This window comes from Citrobacter sp. ABFQG (assembly GCF_004322975.1).
GTDB classification, from domain to species: Bacteria; Pseudomonadota; Gammaproteobacteria; order Enterobacterales; family Enterobacteriaceae; genus Citrobacter; species Citrobacter freundii.
Map to the genome: position 1 here is coordinate 3658710 of NZ_CP036435.1, position 19781 is coordinate 3678490.

General features: G+C 52.0%; 23 protein-coding genes and 1 riboswitch. Of the genes, 21 read left to right on the plus strand and 2 right to left on the minus strand.

All coding sequences use genetic code 11. From position 1 onward, the window contains the following. Nucleotides 1–23: 23 nt before the first annotated feature. A riboswitch (cobalamin riboswitch) is annotated at nt 24–199 on the minus strand. A 332-nt stretch (nt 200–531) separates the two neighbouring features. Together pocR and pduF are read right to left on the minus strand one after the other, a co-directional pair. Further along, nucleotides 532–1443, minus strand: coding sequence for a regulatory protein PocR (gene pocR / locus WN16_RS18065; RefSeq protein WP_003030260.1), 912 nt, complete (start codon nt 1441–1443; stop codon nt 532–534). 203 nt (nt 1444–1646) lie between these two features. After that, the gene (gene pduF, locus WN16_RS18070; RefSeq protein ID WP_003030258.1) at nt 1647–2456 is read right to left on the minus strand and encodes a propanediol diffusion facilitator PduF; all 810 of its coding nucleotides are present in this window, start codon (nt 2454–2456) and stop codon (nt 1647–1649) included. A gap of 525 nt (nt 2457–2981) precedes the next feature. Here pduF and pduA point away from each other — a divergent pair. The 21 genes from pduA (at nt 2982) to WN16_RS18175 (ending at nt 19742) form a co-directional block, all read left to right on the plus strand. Beyond that, complete coding sequence (gene pduA / locus WN16_RS18075; RefSeq protein WP_003030255.1) at nt 2982–3263, plus strand: propanediol utilization microcompartment protein PduA; 282 nt, start codon at nt 2982–2984, stop codon at nt 3261–3263. After that, nucleotides 3263–4075 carry a propanediol utilization microcompartment protein PduB gene (gene pduB / locus WN16_RS18080; RefSeq protein ID WP_003030252.1) on the plus strand — a complete coding sequence of 271 codons (813 nt, stop codon included), beginning with the start codon at nt 3263–3265 and terminating at the stop codon, nt 4073–4075. The genes pduA and pduB overlap by 1 nt, the downstream gene beginning before the upstream one ends. An 18-nt stretch (nt 4076–4093) precedes the next feature. Then, on the plus strand, nt 4094–5758 hold the full coding sequence (gene pduC / locus WN16_RS18085) for a propanediol dehydratase large subunit PduC (RefSeq protein WP_003030249.1): 1665 nt from the start codon (nt 4094–4096) through the stop codon (nt 5756–5758). 10 nt (nt 5759–5768) lie between these two features. Beyond that, nucleotides 5769–6443, plus strand: coding sequence for a propanediol dehydratase medium subunit PduD (pduD, locus tag WN16_RS18090; RefSeq protein ID WP_032949568.1), 675 nt, complete (start codon nt 5769–5771; stop codon nt 6441–6443). Nucleotides 6444–6457: 14 nt separating this feature from the next. Then, nucleotides 6458–6976 carry a propanediol dehydratase small subunit PduE gene (pduE, locus tag WN16_RS18095; protein ID WP_003030243.1) on the plus strand — a complete coding sequence of 173 codons (519 nt, stop codon included), beginning with the start codon at nt 6458–6460 and terminating at the stop codon, nt 6974–6976. A 15-nt stretch (nt 6977–6991) separates the two neighbouring features. After that, a complete protein-coding gene (locus WN16_RS18100; protein WP_003839013.1) occupies nt 6992–8824 on the plus strand; it encodes a diol dehydratase reactivase subunit alpha in 1833 nt (610 codons plus the stop codon). Next, on the plus strand, nt 8814–9164 hold the full coding sequence (locus tag WN16_RS18105) for a glycerol dehydratase reactivase beta/small subunit family protein (protein WP_003844243.1): 351 nt from the start codon (nt 8814–8816) through the stop codon (nt 9162–9164). The genes WN16_RS18100 and WN16_RS18105 overlap by 11 nt, the downstream gene beginning before the upstream one ends. A gap of 19 nt (nt 9165–9183) precedes the next feature. Beyond that, on the plus strand, nt 9184–9459 hold the full coding sequence (gene pduJ, locus WN16_RS18110) for a propanediol utilization microcompartment protein PduJ (protein ID WP_001057752.1): 276 nt from the start codon (nt 9184–9186) through the stop codon (nt 9457–9459). Nucleotides 9460–9483: 24 nt separating this feature from the next. Then, complete coding sequence (locus WN16_RS18115; protein ID WP_003839007.1) at nt 9484–9948, plus strand: BMC domain-containing protein; 465 nt, start codon at nt 9484–9486, stop codon at nt 9946–9948. Continuing rightward, a complete protein-coding gene (locus WN16_RS18120) occupies nt 9948–10580 on the plus strand; it encodes a phosphate propanoyltransferase (RefSeq protein WP_003839005.1) in 633 nt (210 codons plus the stop codon). Before WN16_RS18115 ends, WN16_RS18120 begins: the two co-directional genes overlap by 1 nt. After that, nucleotides 10577–11068, plus strand: a complete 492-nt coding sequence (gene pduM / locus WN16_RS18125; RefSeq protein ID WP_088169022.1) for a microcompartment protein PduM — start codon at nt 10577–10579, stop codon at nt 11066–11068. Before WN16_RS18120 ends, pduM begins: the two co-directional genes overlap by 4 nt. Before the next feature lie 3 nt (nt 11069–11071). Further along, the gene (locus WN16_RS18130) at nt 11072–11347 is read left to right on the plus strand and encodes a EutN/CcmL family microcompartment protein (protein ID WP_003030211.1); all 276 of its coding nucleotides are present in this window, start codon (nt 11072–11074) and stop codon (nt 11345–11347) included. Between the two features lie 8 nt (nt 11348–11355). Then, nucleotides 11356–12363 (plus strand): two-domain cob(I)yrinic acid a,c-diamide adenosyltransferase PduO, encoded by a 1008-nt coding sequence (gene pduO / locus WN16_RS18135; RefSeq protein ID WP_032936761.1) that lies wholly within the window; start codon nt 11356–11358, stop codon nt 12361–12363. Further along, the gene (pduP, locus tag WN16_RS18140; protein WP_044701542.1) at nt 12360–13745 is read left to right on the plus strand and encodes a CoA-acylating propionaldehyde dehydrogenase PduP; all 1386 of its coding nucleotides are present in this window, start codon (nt 12360–12362) and stop codon (nt 13743–13745) included. The genes pduO and pduP overlap by 4 nt, the downstream gene beginning before the upstream one ends. A gap of 10 nt (nt 13746–13755) precedes the next feature. Next, nucleotides 13756–14868, plus strand: coding sequence for a 1-propanol dehydrogenase PduQ (locus WN16_RS18145; RefSeq protein WP_044701544.1), 1113 nt, complete (start codon nt 13756–13758; stop codon nt 14866–14868). Beyond that, on the plus strand, nt 14865–16220 hold the full coding sequence (pduS, locus tag WN16_RS18150) for a cobalamin reductase PduS (RefSeq protein WP_044701545.1): 1356 nt from the start codon (nt 14865–14867) through the stop codon (nt 16218–16220). The genes WN16_RS18145 and pduS overlap by 4 nt, the downstream gene beginning before the upstream one ends. Nucleotides 16221–16222: 2 nt before the next feature. Continuing rightward, a complete protein-coding gene (pduT, locus tag WN16_RS18155) occupies nt 16223–16777 on the plus strand; it encodes a propanediol utilization microcompartment protein PduT (RefSeq protein WP_003030201.1) in 555 nt (184 codons plus the stop codon). Next, nucleotides 16777–17127: a propanediol utilization microcompartment protein PduU gene (gene pduU, locus WN16_RS18160; protein WP_003030198.1), complete on the plus strand. Its 351-nt coding sequence runs from the start codon at nt 16777–16779 to the stop codon at nt 17125–17127. The genes pduT and pduU overlap by 1 nt, the downstream gene beginning before the upstream one ends. Nucleotides 17128–17131: 4 nt before the next feature. After that, complete coding sequence (gene pduV / locus WN16_RS18165) at nt 17132–17584, plus strand: propanediol utilization protein PduV (protein WP_003838992.1); 453 nt, start codon at nt 17132–17134, stop codon at nt 17582–17584. Continuing rightward, complete coding sequence (locus WN16_RS18170; RefSeq protein ID WP_044701547.1) at nt 17569–18783, plus strand: acetate/propionate family kinase; 1215 nt, start codon at nt 17569–17571, stop codon at nt 18781–18783. Before pduV ends, WN16_RS18170 begins: the two co-directional genes overlap by 16 nt. Nucleotides 18784–18875: 92 nt before the next feature. Next, nucleotides 18876–19742 (plus strand): L-threonine kinase, encoded by an 867-nt coding sequence (locus WN16_RS18175; protein ID WP_003844259.1) that lies wholly within the window; start codon nt 18876–18878, stop codon nt 19740–19742. Nucleotides 19743–19781 lie beyond the last annotated feature (39 nt).

Below are 19781 nucleotides of genomic sequence, written 5' to 3' on the forward strand. Positions count from 1 at the left end.
AACCACCCACTTCCCACCGAAGTTGTTGGTAGTCACTGACAGGCAGGTCTTCTGGCTTAGCGTCATCCTCACCCGTCCTTCCCAATCTTGCGATCAGTGGTCCATACGGGGTCGTCAGCATCACAGCAGCGGGGGCTGCGGGGGATTCTCACCCCCTTCCCTACCACAAATGTGGCAAACCTGTCAGTTCAAGAGCCTGGTTAATTAAGCTCTCTGTTATGAGGTAAATTCACGACCTCATGACAATAATTCAGTTTAATATCTTTCCGAATTCATTCAGCCAATTTCCTGGCCTTTTCCCACATATTCATACGTTCACTTTTTGAATGAAAGTATCAGCTAAGAATAAAGAAAGTCATTCACACAGACACTGTATCTCATCACAAAAATAAAAACTGGTGCAGTTTATCCCTCTAATACCATTATTTTGTTGCGCTATGACAATTTATTGGCAGCTGTCATTATTTTTCATTTTATAATGACGGGCATAGCGCCACATATCAAAAATCGGCAATAGCAAAATATTGCTATTTAAGCGGACTCTCCGCGTGAAATGACATTAATTTGCTGGCGAAATGCCTGCGGCGTAACCTGATACGTTTGACGGAACACTTTGCAAAAATAGCTGGTTTGCGAAAAGCCTAAATTACGCGCAATGCTGGCTATGCTCCAGTCACTGTGGCAAAGCAACTCTTTGGCACTTGCCATTCTCTGTTGGTTTACCCATGCGTTAAAACCGATACCCTGATATTTTTTGAACAATTTACTGAAATAGTACGGGCTAAGGAAAACATGAGAGGCAACATCTTCCAGACGCAGCTCGTCTGATAAATGCGCATCAATATAGCGCAGGGCTTTTTTCATTTTACTGTCATGGGGGTTGGTACTGCGGTTAGCGCGTACCGGCTCTGACTGCTGCGGGTTATCTTTGATAACAACAAAATTGAGTTGTTTCTTAAGGCAATTTTCGACGATGAGCTTGAGTAAATCCGCTGAGGCAATGACTCGAGAATAGTCCATCTCAGGTACATTACGGAACTCGTTGACCAGCTCAGGATCGGCTTGCCAGCGGTCATCGACGTTCAGAATATCAACGAGGCCTACATCGTTACTTAAGCGTACTTGTCCACAAAGCACAAACCCTACCAGGTGTCCCGCGATGACCAGCGGAATTGAGAAATCGGTAAGCCCGGCATGGCAGCGATAAATGCAAGGTTGATCGGACTTAGAGGCTTCCAACCCGCCACAGCGGTCGCTCATACGACAACGCGTACTATGCTGAGGATGCTGGCGCATCAACTGGCAAAAAGGAGTGAAATTAAAAAGCTCAGAAATTTCATCACCGTGAATATTGACAACCACAACAGCCAGACTGGTGGCCTGTGCAAAATCCTGTGCGATTTTATTAATGAGTTCTGAGTTCAGGGCACTCGCAGAAATCATGATAAAACCTCTCAGTTAATTTATTGTTATAAATAAAACATATTATTCACACATTCATTTTCATCTCGCGATCCAGCGCTCTGATGAAAGTCAGCATTGAACATAACAAAAGTCTCCCATTCTTGGGAGACTTTTTAAGCCGTTCAGGAAACCGGATCACGAAAACAGTTTTTACCTTTCAATAATAAACATCTTTCATGAAGCTAGCTCTCGTTTTCCTCCAACTTACACGAATTACACGGTAAATTTTTGCCAATAAAATAACGATAAATTGCTGCGCCCGCACAGGCGCCGATGATGGGAGCCACAATCGGCACGATGAAATAAGGGATATCGCGCCCACCGGTCATCGCAACATCACCCCACCCGGCCATCCAGGCAAACAATTTAGGACCAAAATCACGTGCCGGGTTCATCGCAAAACCGGTAAGTGGACCGGTTGATGCGCCGATAACAGCAACCAGAATACCAATCAACAGTGGTGCCAGAGGGCCTTTGGGAACACCGTTACCGTCGTCCGTTAGCGCCATAATCATCCCCATCAGAATGGAGGTAATTACCACTTCGACCAGTGCGGCCTGCCAGACACTCAGTGCGGCGGCAGGATACGTGCTAAAAATACTGGCAAGTTGCAGGCTTTCCAGACTGCCGCGTACCATTTGGTGGGCTGATTCATACTCAATAAATAAACTGCCGTACAACAAATAGGCCAGCATAGCGCCACCAAAGGCACCCGCTATCTGAGCGACAGAATAAGGCAGTACTTTACGGCCAGGAAAACAGGCAAACAACCAAAGTGCGATGGTAATAGCGGGATTGAGATGGGCCCCAGAAATCCCGGCTGTCAGGTAAACTGCAAGCGAGATCCCCAAGCCCCATATGATACAGATCTCCCACAATCCCAAACTGGCACCCGCGACCTTCAGGGCGCTCAGGCACCCAATACCAAAAAACAAAAATAGCCCGGTACCCAAAAACTCAGCAATACATTGCGCTCTTAGTGAATCGTTCATTGTGACACCTTCTAAGCAGAGTTCGTGTCTTTACCAGCGGACTCCTTGCTGGCAGGAAGGTTACTTCAAGACTTACTATAAAAATCTGTATCGGCAAATTGTTGGCAATCTGCAAGCGACATACCCTTAAAAATCGTGTTGTGATAGCAAATTTTTGCTATCACCTTTATTAAAACAGGCGACAAAACGTGGATTCACCCAATTAAAAGTACATTTTCAAAATAATAAAATATTGCGAACAGCAGAATTCCATTTTCAAACGATCATCACAATTTCATTTTTCTCGCATAGCAAATGATATTTAAACTGTCACTCAGAAAAGTGTAAATATGGAATTAACATAACCAAATAGTCATATCAATTAAGATTAAAATAACCAATAAAAACATAGTATTACAATAACTCACAGCAATTTTATCTCATCGTTACCCCACTATTTTTTCACTCTTACTTTCAACTCAGCCATTCTTTTTCCTCGCTTCTTTTTATAGTCATGAAAATCGGGACAACCCAGGCGAGGTCTTTATGCAACAAGAAGCGTTAGGAATGGTAGAAACCAAAGGCTTAACTGCAGCCATAGAGGCCGCAGATGCAATGGTGAAGTCAGCCAATGTAATGCTGGTCGGCTACGAAAAAATTGGTTCGGGGCTGGTAACAGTTATTGTCCGCGGCGATGTCGGCGCAGTCAAAGCAGCAACAGATGCCGGTGCCGCCGCAGCCCGTAATGTGGGAGAAGTGAAAGCCGTACACGTTATCCCACGCCCGCATACCGATGTAGAAAAAATCTTACCGAAGGGAATTAGCTAATGAGCAGCAATGAACTGGTTGAACAGATCATGGCGCAGGTGATTGCTCGTGTGGCAACGCCGGAACAGCAGGCTATCCCAGAAAATAATCACCCAACACGAGAAACGGCTATGGCAGAGAAAAGCTGCAGTTTAACGGAGTTTGTCGGTACCGCGATTGGCGACACCGTCGGTCTGGTAATCGCCAACGTAGACAGTGCCCTACTGGACGCAATGAAACTTGAAAAACGCTATCGCTCCATTGGCATCCTTGGCGCCCGTACTGGTGCGGGTCCACACATCATGGCCGCTGATGAAGCGGTGAAAGCCACCAATACTGAAGTCGTCAGTATTGAGTTACCACGTGATACCAAAGGCGGCGCAGGTCATGGCTCGCTGATTATTCTTGGCGGCAACGATGTTTCCGACGTGAAACGCGGCATTGAAGTTGCACTGAAAGAACTGGATCGCACCTTTGGCGACGTTTATGCCAACGAAGCCGGTCACATCGAAATGCAGTACACCGCACGCGCCAGCTACGCGCTGGAAAAAGCCTTTGGCGCACCGATTGGTCGTGCCTGTGGCGTCATCGTCGGCGCACCAGCATCCGTTGGTGTCCTGATGGCTGATACTGCCCTGAAATCCGCCAACGTGGAAGTTGTGGCTTACAGCTCCCCTGCTCATGGCACCAGCTTCAGTAACGAAGCCATTCTGGTTATTTCGGGTGACTCTGGCGCTGTTCGTCAGGCTGTTATCTCCGCCCGTGAAATCGGTAAAACCGTACTCGGGACCCTCGGCTCAGAGCCGAAAAACGATCGTCCGTCCTACATCTGATATCAGTGAGGCTGATTCATGAGATCGAAAAGATTTGAAGCACTGGCGAAGCGCCCTGTGAATCAGGATGGCTTCGTTAAGGAGTGGATCGAAGAAGGCTTCATTGCGATGGAAAGCCCGAACGACCCCAAACCGTCGATTAAAATCGTCAACGGTACAGTCACTGAACTGGACGGTAAATCCGCTAGTGAATTTGACTTAATCGACCATTTTATTGCCCGCTATGGCATTAACCTGGCGCGCGCTGAAGAAGTCATGGCGATGGATTCGGTCAAACTGGCCAATATGCTTTGCGATCCTAACGTGAAGCGCAAAGACATTGTGCCGCTGACCACCGCAATGACGCCGGCAAAAATTGTCGAAGTCGTGTCCCATATGAACGTCGTTGAGATGATGATGGCCATGCAGAAAATGCGTGCTCGTCGTACACCATCTCAACAAGCGCACGTCACTAATGTCAAAGATAACCCCGTGCAAATTGCCGCTGATGCCGCTGAAGGCGCATGGCGTGGATTTGACGAACAGGAAACGACCGTTGCCGTTGCGCGTTATGCGCCATTTAACGCCATTGCGCTGTTAGTCGGCTCACAGGTTGGACGCCCGGGCGTGTTAACTCAGTGTTCTCTGGAAGAAGCAACCGAACTCAAACTCGGGATGCTAGGCCACACCTGCTACGCTGAAACCATCTCCGTCTATGGTACTGAACCCGTCTTTACCGACGGCGATGACACGCCATGGTCTAAAGGCTTCCTCGCCTCATCCTACGCATCCCGTGGTCTGAAAATGCGCTTTACCTCCGGCTCTGGCTCAGAAGTTCAGATGGGTTACGCCGAAGGCAAATCGATGCTTTATCTGGAAGCCCGCTGTATTTACATCACCAAAGCTGCTGGCGTACAGGGTCTGCAAAACGGTTCCGTAAGCTGCATCGGAGTCCCTTCCGCCGTGCCGTCAGGAATTCGTGCAGTGCTGGCTGAAAACCTGATCTGCTCCTCTCTGGATCTGGAATGCGCCTCCAGCAACGACCAAACCTTTACCCACTCGGATATGCGTCGTACTGCGCGTCTGCTGATGCAGTTCCTGCCGGGTACTGACTTCATTTCTTCTGGTTATTCCGCAGTGCCGAACTACGACAACATGTTTGCGGGTTCGAACGAGGATGCTGAAGATTTTGACGACTACAACGTTCTCCAGCGTGACCTGAAAGTAGACGGTGGTCTGCGCCCGGTTCGTGAAGAAGACGTTATCGCCATTCGTAACAAAGCGGCGCGTGCGCTGCAGGCCGTCTTTGCCGGGATGGGATTACCGCCAATCACTGATGAAGAAGTGGAAGCGGCGACCTACGCCCACGGTTCGAAAGATATGCCGGAACGTAACATCGTTGAAGATATCAAGTTTGCACAAGAGATCATCAACAAAAACCGTAACGGTCTGGAAGTGGTGAAAGCCCTTGCTCAGGGCGGATTTACCGATGTCGCTCAGGACATGCTCAACATCCAGAAAGCCAAGTTAACCGGGGATTACCTGCATACCTCCGCCATTATCGTTGGCGACGGACAGGTGCTATCCGCTGTCAATGATGTTAACGACTATGCCGGTCCGGCAACAGGTTATCGCCTGCAAGGCGAACGCTGGGAAGAGATCAAAAACATCCCTGGCGCACTTGATCCCAACGAGCTTGGCTAAGGGGTGAAAAATGGAAATTAATGAAAAACTGCTGCGCCAGATAATTGAAGATGTGTTGTCTGAAATGCAGACCAGCGACAAACCCGTCTCTTTCCGCGCATCTACAGCGGCAAGCGCACCTCAGGCTGCTGCGGCACAGGGCGACAGCTTTCTGACCGAGATTGGTGAAGCCAAACAAGGCCAGCAACAGGACGAAGTGATTATTGCCGTAGGGCCGGCGTTTGGCCTGTCACAAACCGTCAATATTGTTGGGATCCCGCATAAGAATATCTTGCGCGAAGTGATTGCCGGTATTGAAGAAGAAGGCATTAAAGCGCGCGTTATCCGCTGCTTTAAATCCTCCGATGTGGCGTTTGTTGCCGTTGAGGGTAACCGTCTGAGCGGTTCCGGGATCTCTATCGGCATCCAGTCAAAAGGCACGACGGTTATCCACCAGCAGGGGTTACCACCGCTTTCAAACCTGGAGCTGTTCCCTCAGGCACCGCTTCTGACGCTGGAAACCTATCGTCAGATCGGTAAAAACGCCGCGCGTTATGCCAAGCGTGAATCTCCACAACCGGTCCCGACTCTGAATGACCAGATGGCCCGTCCTAAGTACCAGGCGAAATCAGCCATTCTGCACATTAAAGAGACCAAATACGTTGTGACAGGCAAAAACCCGCAGGAACTGCGCGTGACGCTTTGATAAAGGATACCTCCATGAATACCGACGCAATTGAATCGATGGTTCGGGATGTGTTGAGCCGGATGAACAGCCTGCAAGGCGAGTCCGCGACTCCGCCCGCGGCGAGTTCATCAGCACATACCGCGAAAGTCACGGATTACCCTCTCGCGAATAAACATCCTGAGTGGGTAAAAACTGCGACCAACAAAACGCTGGACGACTTCACGCTTGAAAATGTTCTGAGCAACAAAGTGACCGCGCAGGACATGCGCATCACCCCTGAAACACTGCGCCTCCAGGCGGAAATCGCCAAAGATGCCGGACGTGACAGGCTGGCGATGAACTTTGAGCGCGCTGCTGAGCTAACCGCTGTTCCTGACGATCGCATTCTTGAGATCTACAACGCGCTGCGCCCGTACCGCTCAACAAAAGATGAGCTGATGGCTATCGCCGACGATCTCGAAAATCGTTATCAGGCAAAAATCTGTGCAGCTTTCGTTCGTGAAGCGGCAGCGCTGTACGTTGAGCGTAAAAAACTCAAAGGCGACGACTAACTCAGGGACAGGATCATGCGATATATAGCTGGCATTGACATAGGCAACTCATCAACGGAAGTCGCTCTGGCTACTCTGGATGAGTCTGGCGTGCTGAGCATCACCGGCAGCGCGCTGGCAGAAACCACCGGAATTAAGGGCACATTACGTAATGTGTTTGGCATTCAGGAGGCCCTTACGCTGGCGGCAAAAAACGCCGGTATCAATGTCAGCGATATTTCGCTCATCCGTATTAACGAAGCCACCCCGGTCATTGGCGACGTGGCGATGGAAACAATAACCGAAACCATCATCACTGAATCCACCATGATCGGCCATAACCCTAAAACACCGGGCGGCGTCGGGTTAGGCGTGGGCGTCACTATTACGCCGGAAGACCTTCTCAGTCGCCCGGCGGATACGCCCTATATTCTGGTGGTGTCATCGGCATTTGATTTCGCCGATGTTGCTACGATGATTAATGCCTCCGTCCGTGCCGGATACCAGTTGACTGGCGTTATTTTGCAGCAGGACGATGGTGTGTTGGTCAGTAATCGTCTGACTCATCCCCTGCCCATCGTCGATGAAGTCCTTCATATTGACCGTATCCCGTTGGGGATGCTGGCTGCCATTGAGGTCGCCGTACCAGGAAAGGTCATTGAAACGCTTTCTAACCCCTACGGCATTGCAACTGTCTTTGGCCTCAATGCCGATGAGACTAAAAACATTGTTCCGATGGCACGGGCGCTGATCGGCAACCGTTCAGCCGTGGTGGTGAAAACGCCGTCAGGGGATGTGAAAGCGCGAGCGATTCCTGCCGGAAATCTGGAGCTACAGTCTCAGGGTCGTACAGTACGGGTCGACGTTGCAGCGGGCGCCGAAGCGATTATGAAAGCGGTTGGTGAATGCCCAAAACTGGATAACGTTACCGGAGAAGCTGGCACCAATATTGGCGGCATGCTGGAGCATGTGCGCCAGACGATGGCTGAATTAACCAATAAACCCAGTCATGAAATTTTTATTCAGGATCTGCTGGCGGTCGATACCTCGGTTCCTGTCAGCGTGACGGGTGGACTTGCCGGTGAGTTCTCGCTGGAACAAGCTGTCGGCATAGCCTCCATGGTGAAATCAGACCGCCTGCAAATGGCGATGATTGCCCAGGAGATCACGCAAAAGCTCAACATTGACGTCCAGGTTGGCGGGGCCGAAGCCGAAGCTGCCATTCTGGGGGCCTTAACTACTCCGGGCACCACGCGACCACTGGCTATTCTGGACCTCGGCGCGGGTTCAACCGACGCTTCTATCATCAATCCTAAGGGCGAAATTATTGCCACGCACCTGGCGGGTGCAGGCGATATGGTCACGATGATCATTGCCCGTGAACTGGGTCTGGATGACCGTTACCTCGCGGAAGAGATTAAAAAGTATCCGTTGGCGAAAGTTGAGAGCTTGTTCCATCTTCGCCACGAAGACGGCAGCGTTCAGTTCTTCCCTACGCCTCTCCCGCCAACGGTTTTTGCGCGCGTGTGCGTAGTGAAGCCCGATGAACTGGTGCCACTGCCGGGTGAACTGGCGCTGGAGAAAGTACGAGCCATTCGTCGAAGTGCTAAGGAACGCGTTTTCGTTACTAACGCACTCAGAGCGCTACGTCAGGTGAGTCCGACCGGGAACATTCGGGATATTCCCTTTGTGGTACTGGTTGGCGGCTCATCCCTGGATTTTGAAGTTCCGCAGCTGGTCACCGATGCTCTGGCGCATTATCGACTGGTTGCCGGGCGCGGCAATATTCGTGGTACCGAAGGTCCGCGCAATGCGGTTGCGACAGGGCTGATTCTCTCCTGGCATAAGGCATTCGCTCATGGAAAGTAATCTCACCACGCCAGCCATCGTTATCTTCACCAGTGCTGACTGCGCTGACGTCTGGAATGACGTACTGCTGGGTATTGAAGAAGAAGGGATCCCCTTTGTGATTCAGGAGAATGACTCAACTGACGTTATCCACAACGCATGGTTGGCCGCCTGCCAATCACCATTGCTGGTTGGTATTGGCTGTAGCCGTGAAAAACTGGTCGTGCACTACAAAAACTTACCCTCATCAGCACCGCTTTTTACGCTGACGTATCAACAAAATAGCCACGATCGCCGCAGCATTGGTAACAACGCTGCGCGGCTGGTTAAAGGCATTCCGTTCCGGGAATGCCACTCATAACCCACAGGAGAAAAGCAGTATGAATAACGCACTGGGACTGGTTGAAACAAAAGGGCTTGTCGGCGCTATTGAAGCCGCTGATGCCATGGTGAAATCCGCAAACGTGCAGTTGGTTGGTTACGAAAAAATCGGCTCTGGCCTGATCACCGTTATGGTTCGCGGTGATGTCGGCGCGGTGAAAGCAGCCGTAGATGCTGGAAGCGCAGCCGCAAGCGCCGTTGGTGAGGTGAAATCCTGCCACGTTATCCCGCGTCCGCACAGCGACGTTGAAGCCATTTTACCTAAATCCGCATAAGTCGTTGCAACCAAGGAGCACAGCGTGAAGCAATCACTGGGATTACTTGAAGTTAGTGGTCTGGCATTAGCCATCAGTTGCGCGGACGTCATGGCGAAAGCCGCCTCCATCACGCTGGTGGGCCTCGAAAAAACCAACGGTTCGGGCTGGACGGTGATCAAGATAATCGGTGATGTGGCCTCCGTCCAGGCAGCCATTTCCACCGGTGTCAGTTTCGCTGACCAGCGAGATGGACTGGTGGCTCACAAAGTCATTTCCAGACCCGGGGACGGGATCCTGTCGCATAGCGTTGTCCTGGAGCCTGAACCAACGCCCGACCCCATACCAGCCATACCGCATGAAGAGATATTTGTAGACCATGCGGCACCCGAAGCACCGCAAGATGCAGAATTGATTAGCTGCAATTTGTGTCTTGATCCTGCCTGCCCTCGCCAAAAAGGTGAGCCGCGCACACTTTGTCTTCACTCCGGCAAACGAGGTGAAGCGTGATGGATAAACAGCAACTGGAAACCACTGTCGCTAAGGTTCTGGATGAAATGCGCGAGCGCCCGATTCCGCTGGGGATCTCTAATCGGCATATTCATCTGTGCGCTGAAGATTACGGTCGCTTGTTTCCCAATCACCCAATTAGTGAGAAAAAAGAGCTGCTGCAGCCAGGGCAATATGCAGCAGAGCAGACTGTCACGCTGGTGGGGCCAAAAGGTCAGTTAAAAAATGTGCGTTTACTCGGTCCGCTGCGCAATACCAGCCAGGTCGAAATTTCCCGTACTGACGCCCGCACGTTGGGAATTGCTGCTCCGCTGCGGATGTCGGGCAATATTCAGGGCACACCCGGTGTTCGTCTTGTCAGCCCATTTGCTGAACTGGACTTAGCATCCGGGGTGATCGTTGCCCAACGGCATATCCATATGTCGCCGCTCGATGCTCTGATTCTGCGAGTTTCCCATGGTGATAAAGTCTCGGTCGCCATTAATGGCGATGAACGTCGACTGATTTTCGATAACGTCGCCGTACGCGTTTCGCCGGATATGCGCCTCGAAATGCATATCGATACAGACGAAGCCAATGCTGCAGGCGCTGATAATCCCCAGGCATTCGCCACACTGGTGACCTCACGATGAACAACGAACTGCTGCAACGCATTATCGAGGAGGTTGTTTCCCGATTAAAAAAACGCGCGGAAAGCACGCTCACTCTTAGCGTCGCGCAGTTACGGGAAATCGATTCACGGACAGTATGCTGCCAGTACTCGTCGCTCCATCTCCAGCAAGTGGACCTGCCATTTCTGGAGCAAATTGCCGAAGGCTGCCCAGTCAACATGTCGGTGGTAATGATTCACGACGCGCTGGCATGCGGAGTCCGCGTGAAGATTTCACTACAACACCGATTGTTACCCGCAATCCCCGTGAAAAAACTCGCGCGTCTGCCGCTGGAGTTCAGTGACGAACTGGGGCGAATCATCTTTTTGCATCCTGAGAAGCTTTTCAGCTATGCCGACGTCGCCCAATTGAGGGATGGCGTACTGGTGCTACGCCGTCGATGTGTCGTGACGGCTCTGGCTCAGGAAGCTGTCAGTCTGCGAAATGTCCAACTAATTAAGCAGGAGTGAGCTATGCATCTGGCACGGGTTACAGGCGTTGTGGTTTCCACGCAAAAATCTCCATCACTGGTGGGAAAAAAACTGTTGCTGGTACGTCGGGTAAGTGCTGACGGAGAGCTTCCTGCGTCTCCAGTGAGTGGAGATGAAGTCGCTGTTGATTCTGTCGGCGCGGGGACCGGCGAACTGGTATTACTCAGCAGCGGGTCCAGCGCCAGACACGTTTTTTCCGGCCCTAATGAGGCCATCGATCTGGCTATCGTCGGCATTGTCGACACGCTTTCTCGTTAGGAGGAACTATGGCGATTTATACCCGCACAGGTGATGCCGGAACCACAGCCCTATTTACCGGACAGCGCGTGAGCAAAACGCATCCGCGCGTGGAAGCCTACGGTACGCTGGACGAACTGAATGCGGCGCTTAGCCTGTGCGTTTGCGTGGCGAAAAACCCTCAGCACCGGCAGTTACTTGAAAATATCCAGCTGCAACTTTTTTGGTTCAGCGCCGAACTGGCAAGCGAAAGCGAAGAACCGACGCCAGAGCAACGCTACATCAGCTCAGAAGAAATTGCGGCACTGGAAGGTGCCATCGATATCGCAATGGGAAGAGTACCGCCCCTGCGCAGCTTTATTTTACCAGGCCGCAGCGAAGCCGCCAGCCGACTGCACTTTGCCCGAACTCTGGCACGCCGCGCAGAGAGACGACTGGTCGAGCTGTCCACCGAGATCTCCGTCAGACACGTACTGATGCGTTATATCAACCGCCTGTCCGACTGCTTATATGCGCTTGCACGAGCAGAAGATCATGACGCCCATCAAAACGAAATCATTGAGAAAGTGGCTGAGCGCTATCTCGCTGCCGTTCAACCACCAGCCACAAAGGAGCCGACTATGTCTCTGTCTTTTCAGGAGCTCCACCAACTCACTCGCGCTGCGGTGACGAGAGCAGAAGAACTTCAGGTTCCGGTCGTCATTAGTATTGTTGATGCGAACGGTACCCAAACGGTGGCCTGGCGCATGCCTGACGCATTACTTGTGAGTAGCGAACTGGCACCGAAAAAAGCATGGACTGCCGTGGCGATGAAAACCGCCACGCATGAGCTGTCATCAGCAGTGCAACCAGGCGCCGCGCTTTACGGTCTGGAAAGCCATATGCAGGGAAAAGTCGTCACCTTCGGTGGCGGGTACGCATTATGGCGTGAGGGTTTACTCCTCGGGGGTCTTGGCATCAGCGGAGGAAGCGTTGAACAGGATATGGACATTGCAGAAACGGCCATTGCGGCGATTAACGTGAGAACACATCAATGAATACTTCAGAACTTGAAACCCTTATTCGTAACATTTTGAGTGAGCAACTCGCCCCGGCAAAAGCAGAAGTTAAGGGTAACGGTATTTTTCCGTCCGTTGGCGAAGCGATCGATGCCGCTCATCAGGCTTTTCTGCGTTACCAGCAATGTCCATTGAAAACCCGCAGCGCCATCATAAACGCCCTACGCGAAGAACTGACGCCTCATCTTGCTTCACTGGCCGCTGAGAGCGCTGCCGAAACGGGTATGGGCAACAAAGAGGATAAGTTCCTTAAAAATAAAGCCGCGCTGGACAACACTCCGGGTATCGAAGATCTCACCACCACGGCGCTAACCGGCGATGGCGGCATGGTGTTATTCGAGTATTCACCGTTTGGCGTAATTGGTTCTGTCGCCCCCAGTACTAATCCGACAGAGACCATTATTAACAACAGCATCAGCATGCTGGCGGCAGGGAATAGCGTTTACTTCAGTCCGCATCCGGGTGCTAAAAAGATTTCACTCAAGCTGATTGCCATGATTGAAGATATTGCTTTCCGTTGCTGCGGAATTCGTAATCTTGTCGTCACGGTCACAGAACCCACTTTTGAGGCTACCCAGCAGATGATGGCGCACCCTAAAATCGCAGTTCTGGCGATTACCGGTGGCCCAGGCATTGTTGCTATGGGCATGAAAAGCGGGAAAAAAGTCATCGGCGCAGGCGCAGGAAATCCACCCTGCATTGTTGATGAAACGGCCGACCTGGTTAAGGCGGCGGAAGATATCATCAATGGCGCATCCTTTGATTACAACCTCCCCTGCATTGCTGAGAAGAGCCTGATTGTTGTTGATGCCGTTGCCGAACGACTGGTTCAACAGATGCAGTCTTTTGGTGCGATGCTTCTCAATAGAGAAGAGGTAGACAAACTGCGAGCCGTCTGTCTACCAGAAGGCATAGCCAATAAAAAACTGGTAGGTAAAAGCCCGGCAACCTTACTGGAAGCAGCAGGAATACCAGTTCCGGCAAAAGCACCTCGATTACTGATAGGCATCGTCCAGGCGGACGACCCGTGGGTTACCAGCGAGCAACTGATGCCAATGCTCCCCGTCGTAACGGTGAGCGATTTTGATAGTGCATTAACGTTGGCCCTGAAGGTTGAAGAGGGATTGCATCACACGGCCATTATGCATTCGCAAAATGTGTCACGTTTGAACCTTGCCGCGCGCACGCTTCAGACCTCCATCTTTGTGAAAAATGGCCCCTCTTACGCCGGGATCGGCGTTGGTGGTGAAGGCTTTACAACCTTCACTATTGCGACGCCAACCGGTGAAGGAACAACATCTGCGCGCACTTTCGCACGCTCTCGTCGTTGCGTGCTGACAAACGGTTTTTCTATTCGTTAATGGGGCCGTTATGAATAGCTTTTCACTGCAAACTCGATTGTACAGCGGCCAGGGAAGTCTGGATGTGCTCAAGCGCTTCACGAATAAGCATATCTGGATTATTTGCGATGGTTTTCTCGCGCGTTCTCCCCTGATTGAAAAGCTGCGCAACGCTCTGCCAGCGGATAACCGCATCAGCATTTTCAGCGATATCACCCCCGATCCCACCATCAGCACTGTAGTTCAAGGGATTGCACAAATGCAGTCCCTGCGGCCGGACATCGTGATGGGTTTTGGTGGCGGCTCAGCACTGGACGCCGCAAAAGCCATCGTCTGGTTCAGCCGCCAGTTCGGTATTGAAATTGAAACCTGTGTCGCAATTCCCACTACCAGCGGTACGGGCTCCGAGGTAACCAGCGCCTGCGTGATTAGCGATCCGGATAAAGGCATTAAATATCCATTGTTTAATAATGCGCTTTATCCAGACATGGCCATCCTTGATCCAACGCTGGTCGTCAGCGTACCGCCAGCCATAACCGCGAATACCGGCATGGACGTATTAACGCATGCGCTGGAGGCATACGTATCCACGAAGGCCAGCGACTTCACCGATGCACTAGCTGAAAAAGCGGCTCAAATCGTCTTCCAGTACCTGCCTGTCGCCGTCAGCAAAGGCGAATGTCTGGCAACCAGAGGGAAAATGCACAATGCGTCAACGCTCGCGGGAATGGCATTTAGTCAGGCTGGACTGGGGATCAATCATGCGATTGCCCATCAGTTGGGCGGTCAGTTTCATCTGCCACACGGACTTGCCAATGCGCTGCTGCTGACCCATGTCATTCATTTTAATGCTCGCGATCCGCGGGCTGCGAAGCGCTATGCCCGTTTCGCTAAAGCCTGCCATTTATGCCCGGATAACGCGAACGATACAGCGGCATTGAATGCGCTCATTCATCATATCGAGCTACTCAAAAAACAGTGTGCGTTGCCTTCTTTAGTTGACGCGCTTAAAGACGGAAAGCAAGCCTGGTCACAACGTATCCCGGTGATGGTTCAGGCCGCGCTGGCTGATGTCACGCTGCAAACCAATCCTCGTGTTGCCGACGCCAGTGCCATGCAGGAACTGCTTGAGGAATTATTATGAAGACAGCCATGACGGCAGAGTCCACGCTCTATGATGCGCAGACAATTCGCGAACGCGTTCGCGCAGCGGGTGTTGTCGGAGCCGGAGGCGCAGGCTTTCCTGCTCACGTAAAATTACAGGCGCAGGTCGATACTTTTCTGGTCAATGCGGCTGAATGTGAGCCAATGCTGAAAGTTGACCAGCAGTTGATGGCCGTCCAGGCTGAGCGACTTATCCACGGCGTTCAATATGCCATGACGGCTACCGGAGCCAGTTCCGGAATTATTGCGCTCAAAGAGAAATACCAAGAGGCTATCAATGCATTAACACCCCTTCTGCCTGCCGGGATCCGCTTACATATTTTGCCCGATGTCTACCCGGCAGGTGACGAGGTTCTGACCATCTGGATGGCAACAGGCCGGAGAGTTCCGCCTGCCGCGCTGCCGGTCAGCGTCGGGGTAGTGGTCAATAACGTCCAGACCGTGCTCAACATCGCGAGAGCAGTTGAGCAGCAGTACCCCGTTACGCGTCGTACCTTGACCGTTAACGGCGCAGTCGCCAGTCCCATCACACTCACAGTCCCTGTCGGCATGTCTTTACGTGACGTTCTGGCGCTGGCCGGGGGTGCAACCGTTGACGATCCCGGCTTTATTAACGGTGGTCCGATGATGGGCGGCCTGATTACTTCACTGGATACCCCAGTCAGCAAGACCACCGGGGGCCTGCTGGTTTTGCCTAAGTCTCATGCGTTGATTCAGCGGCGGATGCAGGATGAACGCACTGTGCTTTCTGTTGCAAAAACCGTTTGCGAGCAGTGCCGTTTGTGTACGGATTTGTGCCCAAGGCATTTGATCGGTCATGAATTATCCCCGCATCTGCTGGTTCGTGCGGTTAATTATCAGCAGGCGGCCACGCCGCAGCTACTGCTCACGGCCCTGACCTGCTCAGAATGCAATGTGTGTGAAAGCGTTGCCTGTCCGGTTGGGATTTCGCCGATGCGAATCAACCGCATGCTTAAACGCGAGCTGCGGGCGCTCAACCATCGTTATGAAGGGCCGCTAAATCCTGAGGATGAAATGGCGAAGTACCGGCTGATCCCAGTTAAGCGCCTTATTACCAAACTGGGCCTTAGCGACTGGTATCACGATGCGCCACTGGCTGAGACTGACTACTCCACAGATAAAACGACGCTGTTGTTACGCCAGCATATAGGTGCCAGCGCTATCCCATGTGTAGAACAAGGCGAATGCGTTGTTCGCGGTCAATGCGTTGCCGATGTGCCGTCCGGTGCATTAGGCGCGCCTGTTCACGCCAGTATTGACGGTATTGTCAGCGAAATCACTGAGCAATCCATCACGGTAATAAGAGGTTAATCATGTCTCAGGCTATAGGGATTTTAGAACTCACCAGCATTGCCAAAGGAATGGAAGCTGGCGATGCCATGTTAAAAAGCGCGAATGTGAATTTACTGGTCAGCAAGACCATCTGCCCGGGAAAATTTCTACTCATGCTCGGTGGTGACGTAGGTGCCGTACAACAGGCGATTGCCACTGGAACATCTCTTGCTGGCGATATGCTCGTTGATAGTCTGGTACTCCCCAACATTCATGCCAGCGTACTCCCCGCAATCAGCGGACTAAACAGCGTAGATAAGCGTCAGGCAGTTGGTATTGTCGAAACATGGAGCGTTGCTGCCTGCATCTGCGCCGCCGACAGGGCGGTTAAAGCCTCCAACGTCACGCTGGTCCGCGTCCATATGGCATTTGGTATTGGCGGCAAGTGCTACATGGTCGTTGCCGGCGATGTATCCGATGTGAATAACGCGGTGACGGTTGCCAGTGAAAGTGCGGGTGAAAAAGGCCTGCTGGTTTACCGCTCGGTCATTCCTCGCCCGCATGAAAGCATGTGGCGACAGATGGTGGAGGGATAATGGAAAGGCAACCCACCACGGATCGAATGATTCAGGAATATGTACCTGGCAAACAGGTCACATTAGCGCATCTTATAGCTAATCCGGGTAAGGATTTGTTCAAGAAACTGGGATTACCAGATTCGGTTTCTGCGATCGGTATTCTGACCATTACCCCTAGCGAAGCCTCAATCATCGCCTGTGATATCGCCACGAAATCAGGGGCGGTAGAGATTGGTTTTCTCGACCGGTTTACCGGCGCGGTGGTACTGACGGGCGATGTTTCAGCCGTTGAGTACGCGTTGAAACAGGTAACCCGAACGCTGGGCGAAATGATGCGTTTTACCGCGTGTCCCATCACCCGGACGTAATCTCATGAAACGTATCATGCTAATTGGCCCCAGCCAGTGCGGTAAAACGTCGCTCACACAGTGCATGCGCGGAGAGGTGCTCCACTATCAGAAGACCCAGGCCATAGTCTGGTCACCTACGACAATAGACACACCGGGTGAATATCTTGAGAACCGCTGCCTGTACAGTGCGCTGCTGGCCAGCGCCTGTGAAGCGGACATTATTGCGCTGGTACTCAATGCTGACGCGCCGTGGTCACCATTTTCTCCCGGTTTTACCGGACCAATGAACCGACCCGTTATTGGCCTCGTTACCAAAGCCGATTTAGCCAACCCGCAGCGTATTTCTCTTGTGGAGAGTTGGTTAGCTCAGGCTGGTGCGCAAAAAGTATTTGTCACCAGCGCGCTGGAGAATACCGGGGTCGATGAGATGTTCATTTTTCTGAATGCAAAGGAACCTTCATGTCTCACAAAATAATGGCCATTAACGCAGGTAGTTCCTCGCTTAAGTTTCAACTACTGGCGATGCCGCAGGGTGAAATGATCTGCCAGGGGTTGATAGAACGTATCGGTTTGTCTGATGCACAGGTCACCCTAAAAACACCAGCGCAGAAATGGCAGGAGACTTTGCCTGTAGCAGATCACCGTGAAGCCGTAACGTTGCTTCTGGAAAAACTGCTCAACCACCACATTATCAGCAGTCTGGAAGAGATCGACGGCGTGGGCCACCGCGTCGCACACGGCGGGGAATCCTTTAAAGACTCCGCGCTGGTAACTGATGAAACGCTGGCAGAAATCGAGCGACTCGCGGAACTGGCTCCACTGCATAACCCAGTAAATGCGTTGGGGATCGCGGTATTCCGCCAGCTATTGCCCAAAACGCCAGCCGTTGCGGTGTTCGACACCGCGTTTCATCAAACGCTTGATGAGCCTTCTTTCATCTATCCCCTGCCCTGGCGTTACTATGTCGAGTTGGGTATTCGTCGTTACGGTTTTCATGGTACCAGCCACAAATACGTTAGCTCACAGCTTGCTGAAAAACTGGGTGTGCCACTCAGCGCCCTGCGCGTTGTTTGTTGTCATCTGGGCAACGGCAGCAGCATCTGCGCCATCAAAGGCGGACAATCGGTGAATACGTCAATGGGCTTTACACCACAGTCTGGCGTGATGATGGGCACGCGAAGTGGCGATATTGATCCATCCATTTTGCCCTGGATAGCCCTGCGAGAAGGCAAAACACCGCAGCAGCTCAATCAATTGCTCAACAATGAGTCCGGATTGCTCGGTGTTTCTGGCATCTCACCTGACTACCGCGACGTTGAACATGCCGCAGATACGGGCAATCACCAGGCTGCGCTGGCGTTGACGCTTTTTGCTGAGCGCATTCGTGCCACCATTGGTAGCTATATTATGCAGATGGGCGGTCTGGATGCCCTGGTTTTTACCGGTGGTATTGGCGAAAACTCCGCACGGGCGCGCGCTGCGATTTGTCGTAACCTGAATTTCCTGGGTCTGGCCGTTGATGAGGAAAAAAATCAGCGTAATGCCACCTTCATTCAAACGGAAAATGCGATAGTCAAAGTAGCAGTGATTAATACCAATGAAGAGCTAATGATTGCGCAAGACGTTATGCGTTTAGCGATATCTGAAACTGTGACATTGGGCATTCCTGCATAATACTGCCGCACCGCAAATTGCGGCAAATCATGGTAATAGCGCGATCGCCATGACACTATGCGCCGAGGATTGCTGATCACATAGGTGAAGACGTGGCTGTTGCGCAATGTCCCGCATCGTGCGGAGAACTTATCCAGGGCTGGATTCTGGGCAGTGAGAAATTGGTCTCCTGCCCGGTTGAATGGTATAGCACCGTTGAGGTCACTTCAGGTTCACCGCTGACAGATGAACGTCCACTTTCGCGAGCAATGGTTGAGAGGTTATTGCTGCACTGGCAATACCCGGCACACATGAGTCAGGATATCCGAATAGATGTCCAGTCAACCATTCCTGTCGCTAAAGGGATGGCCAGCAGCACAGCGGATATCGCCGCCACGGCAATCGCCACGGCACAGTATCTGGGGCATCAGCTAGACGAATCCACTCTGGCGCAGCTTTGCGTTTCGCTGGAACCTACCGACAGCACCGTTTTCCGCCAGCTTACGCTGTTCGATCATAACGACGCCTCCACGCAAATTGCCTGTGAATCCCAGCCACAACTCGATCTGCTGGTTCTCGAAAGTCCGGAAACCTTGCTTACTGCTGATTATCACCGTACTCCACGTCAGTCAGGGCTACTGGCGGGCGCCCCAGCTCTGAAACGCGCATGGGAAAAGGTACAGGAAGCCTGTATCAGTCAAAACCCTTATCGGATGGGCGAAGCCGCCACGCTGAGCGCGATCGCCAGCCAGTTGCTGTTACCTAAACCAGATTTTGATTCACTATTAGCACTGGTAGAAGAATGTGATTTATACGGCGTCAACGTCGCGCACAGCGGCAGCGTCGTCGGTCTGATGCTCGACAGAAGGCGTCATGATGTGGACTACATTAAATGGATGCTGACGCAGAAAAAATTGACAGTGCACTGGCCGGAACAACATTTGTTGCGGATGGTAACTGGCGGGGTCGAACTGCAATAAGGGCCGCCGCTAAGCAGCGACCCAAACGAGCATAAAATC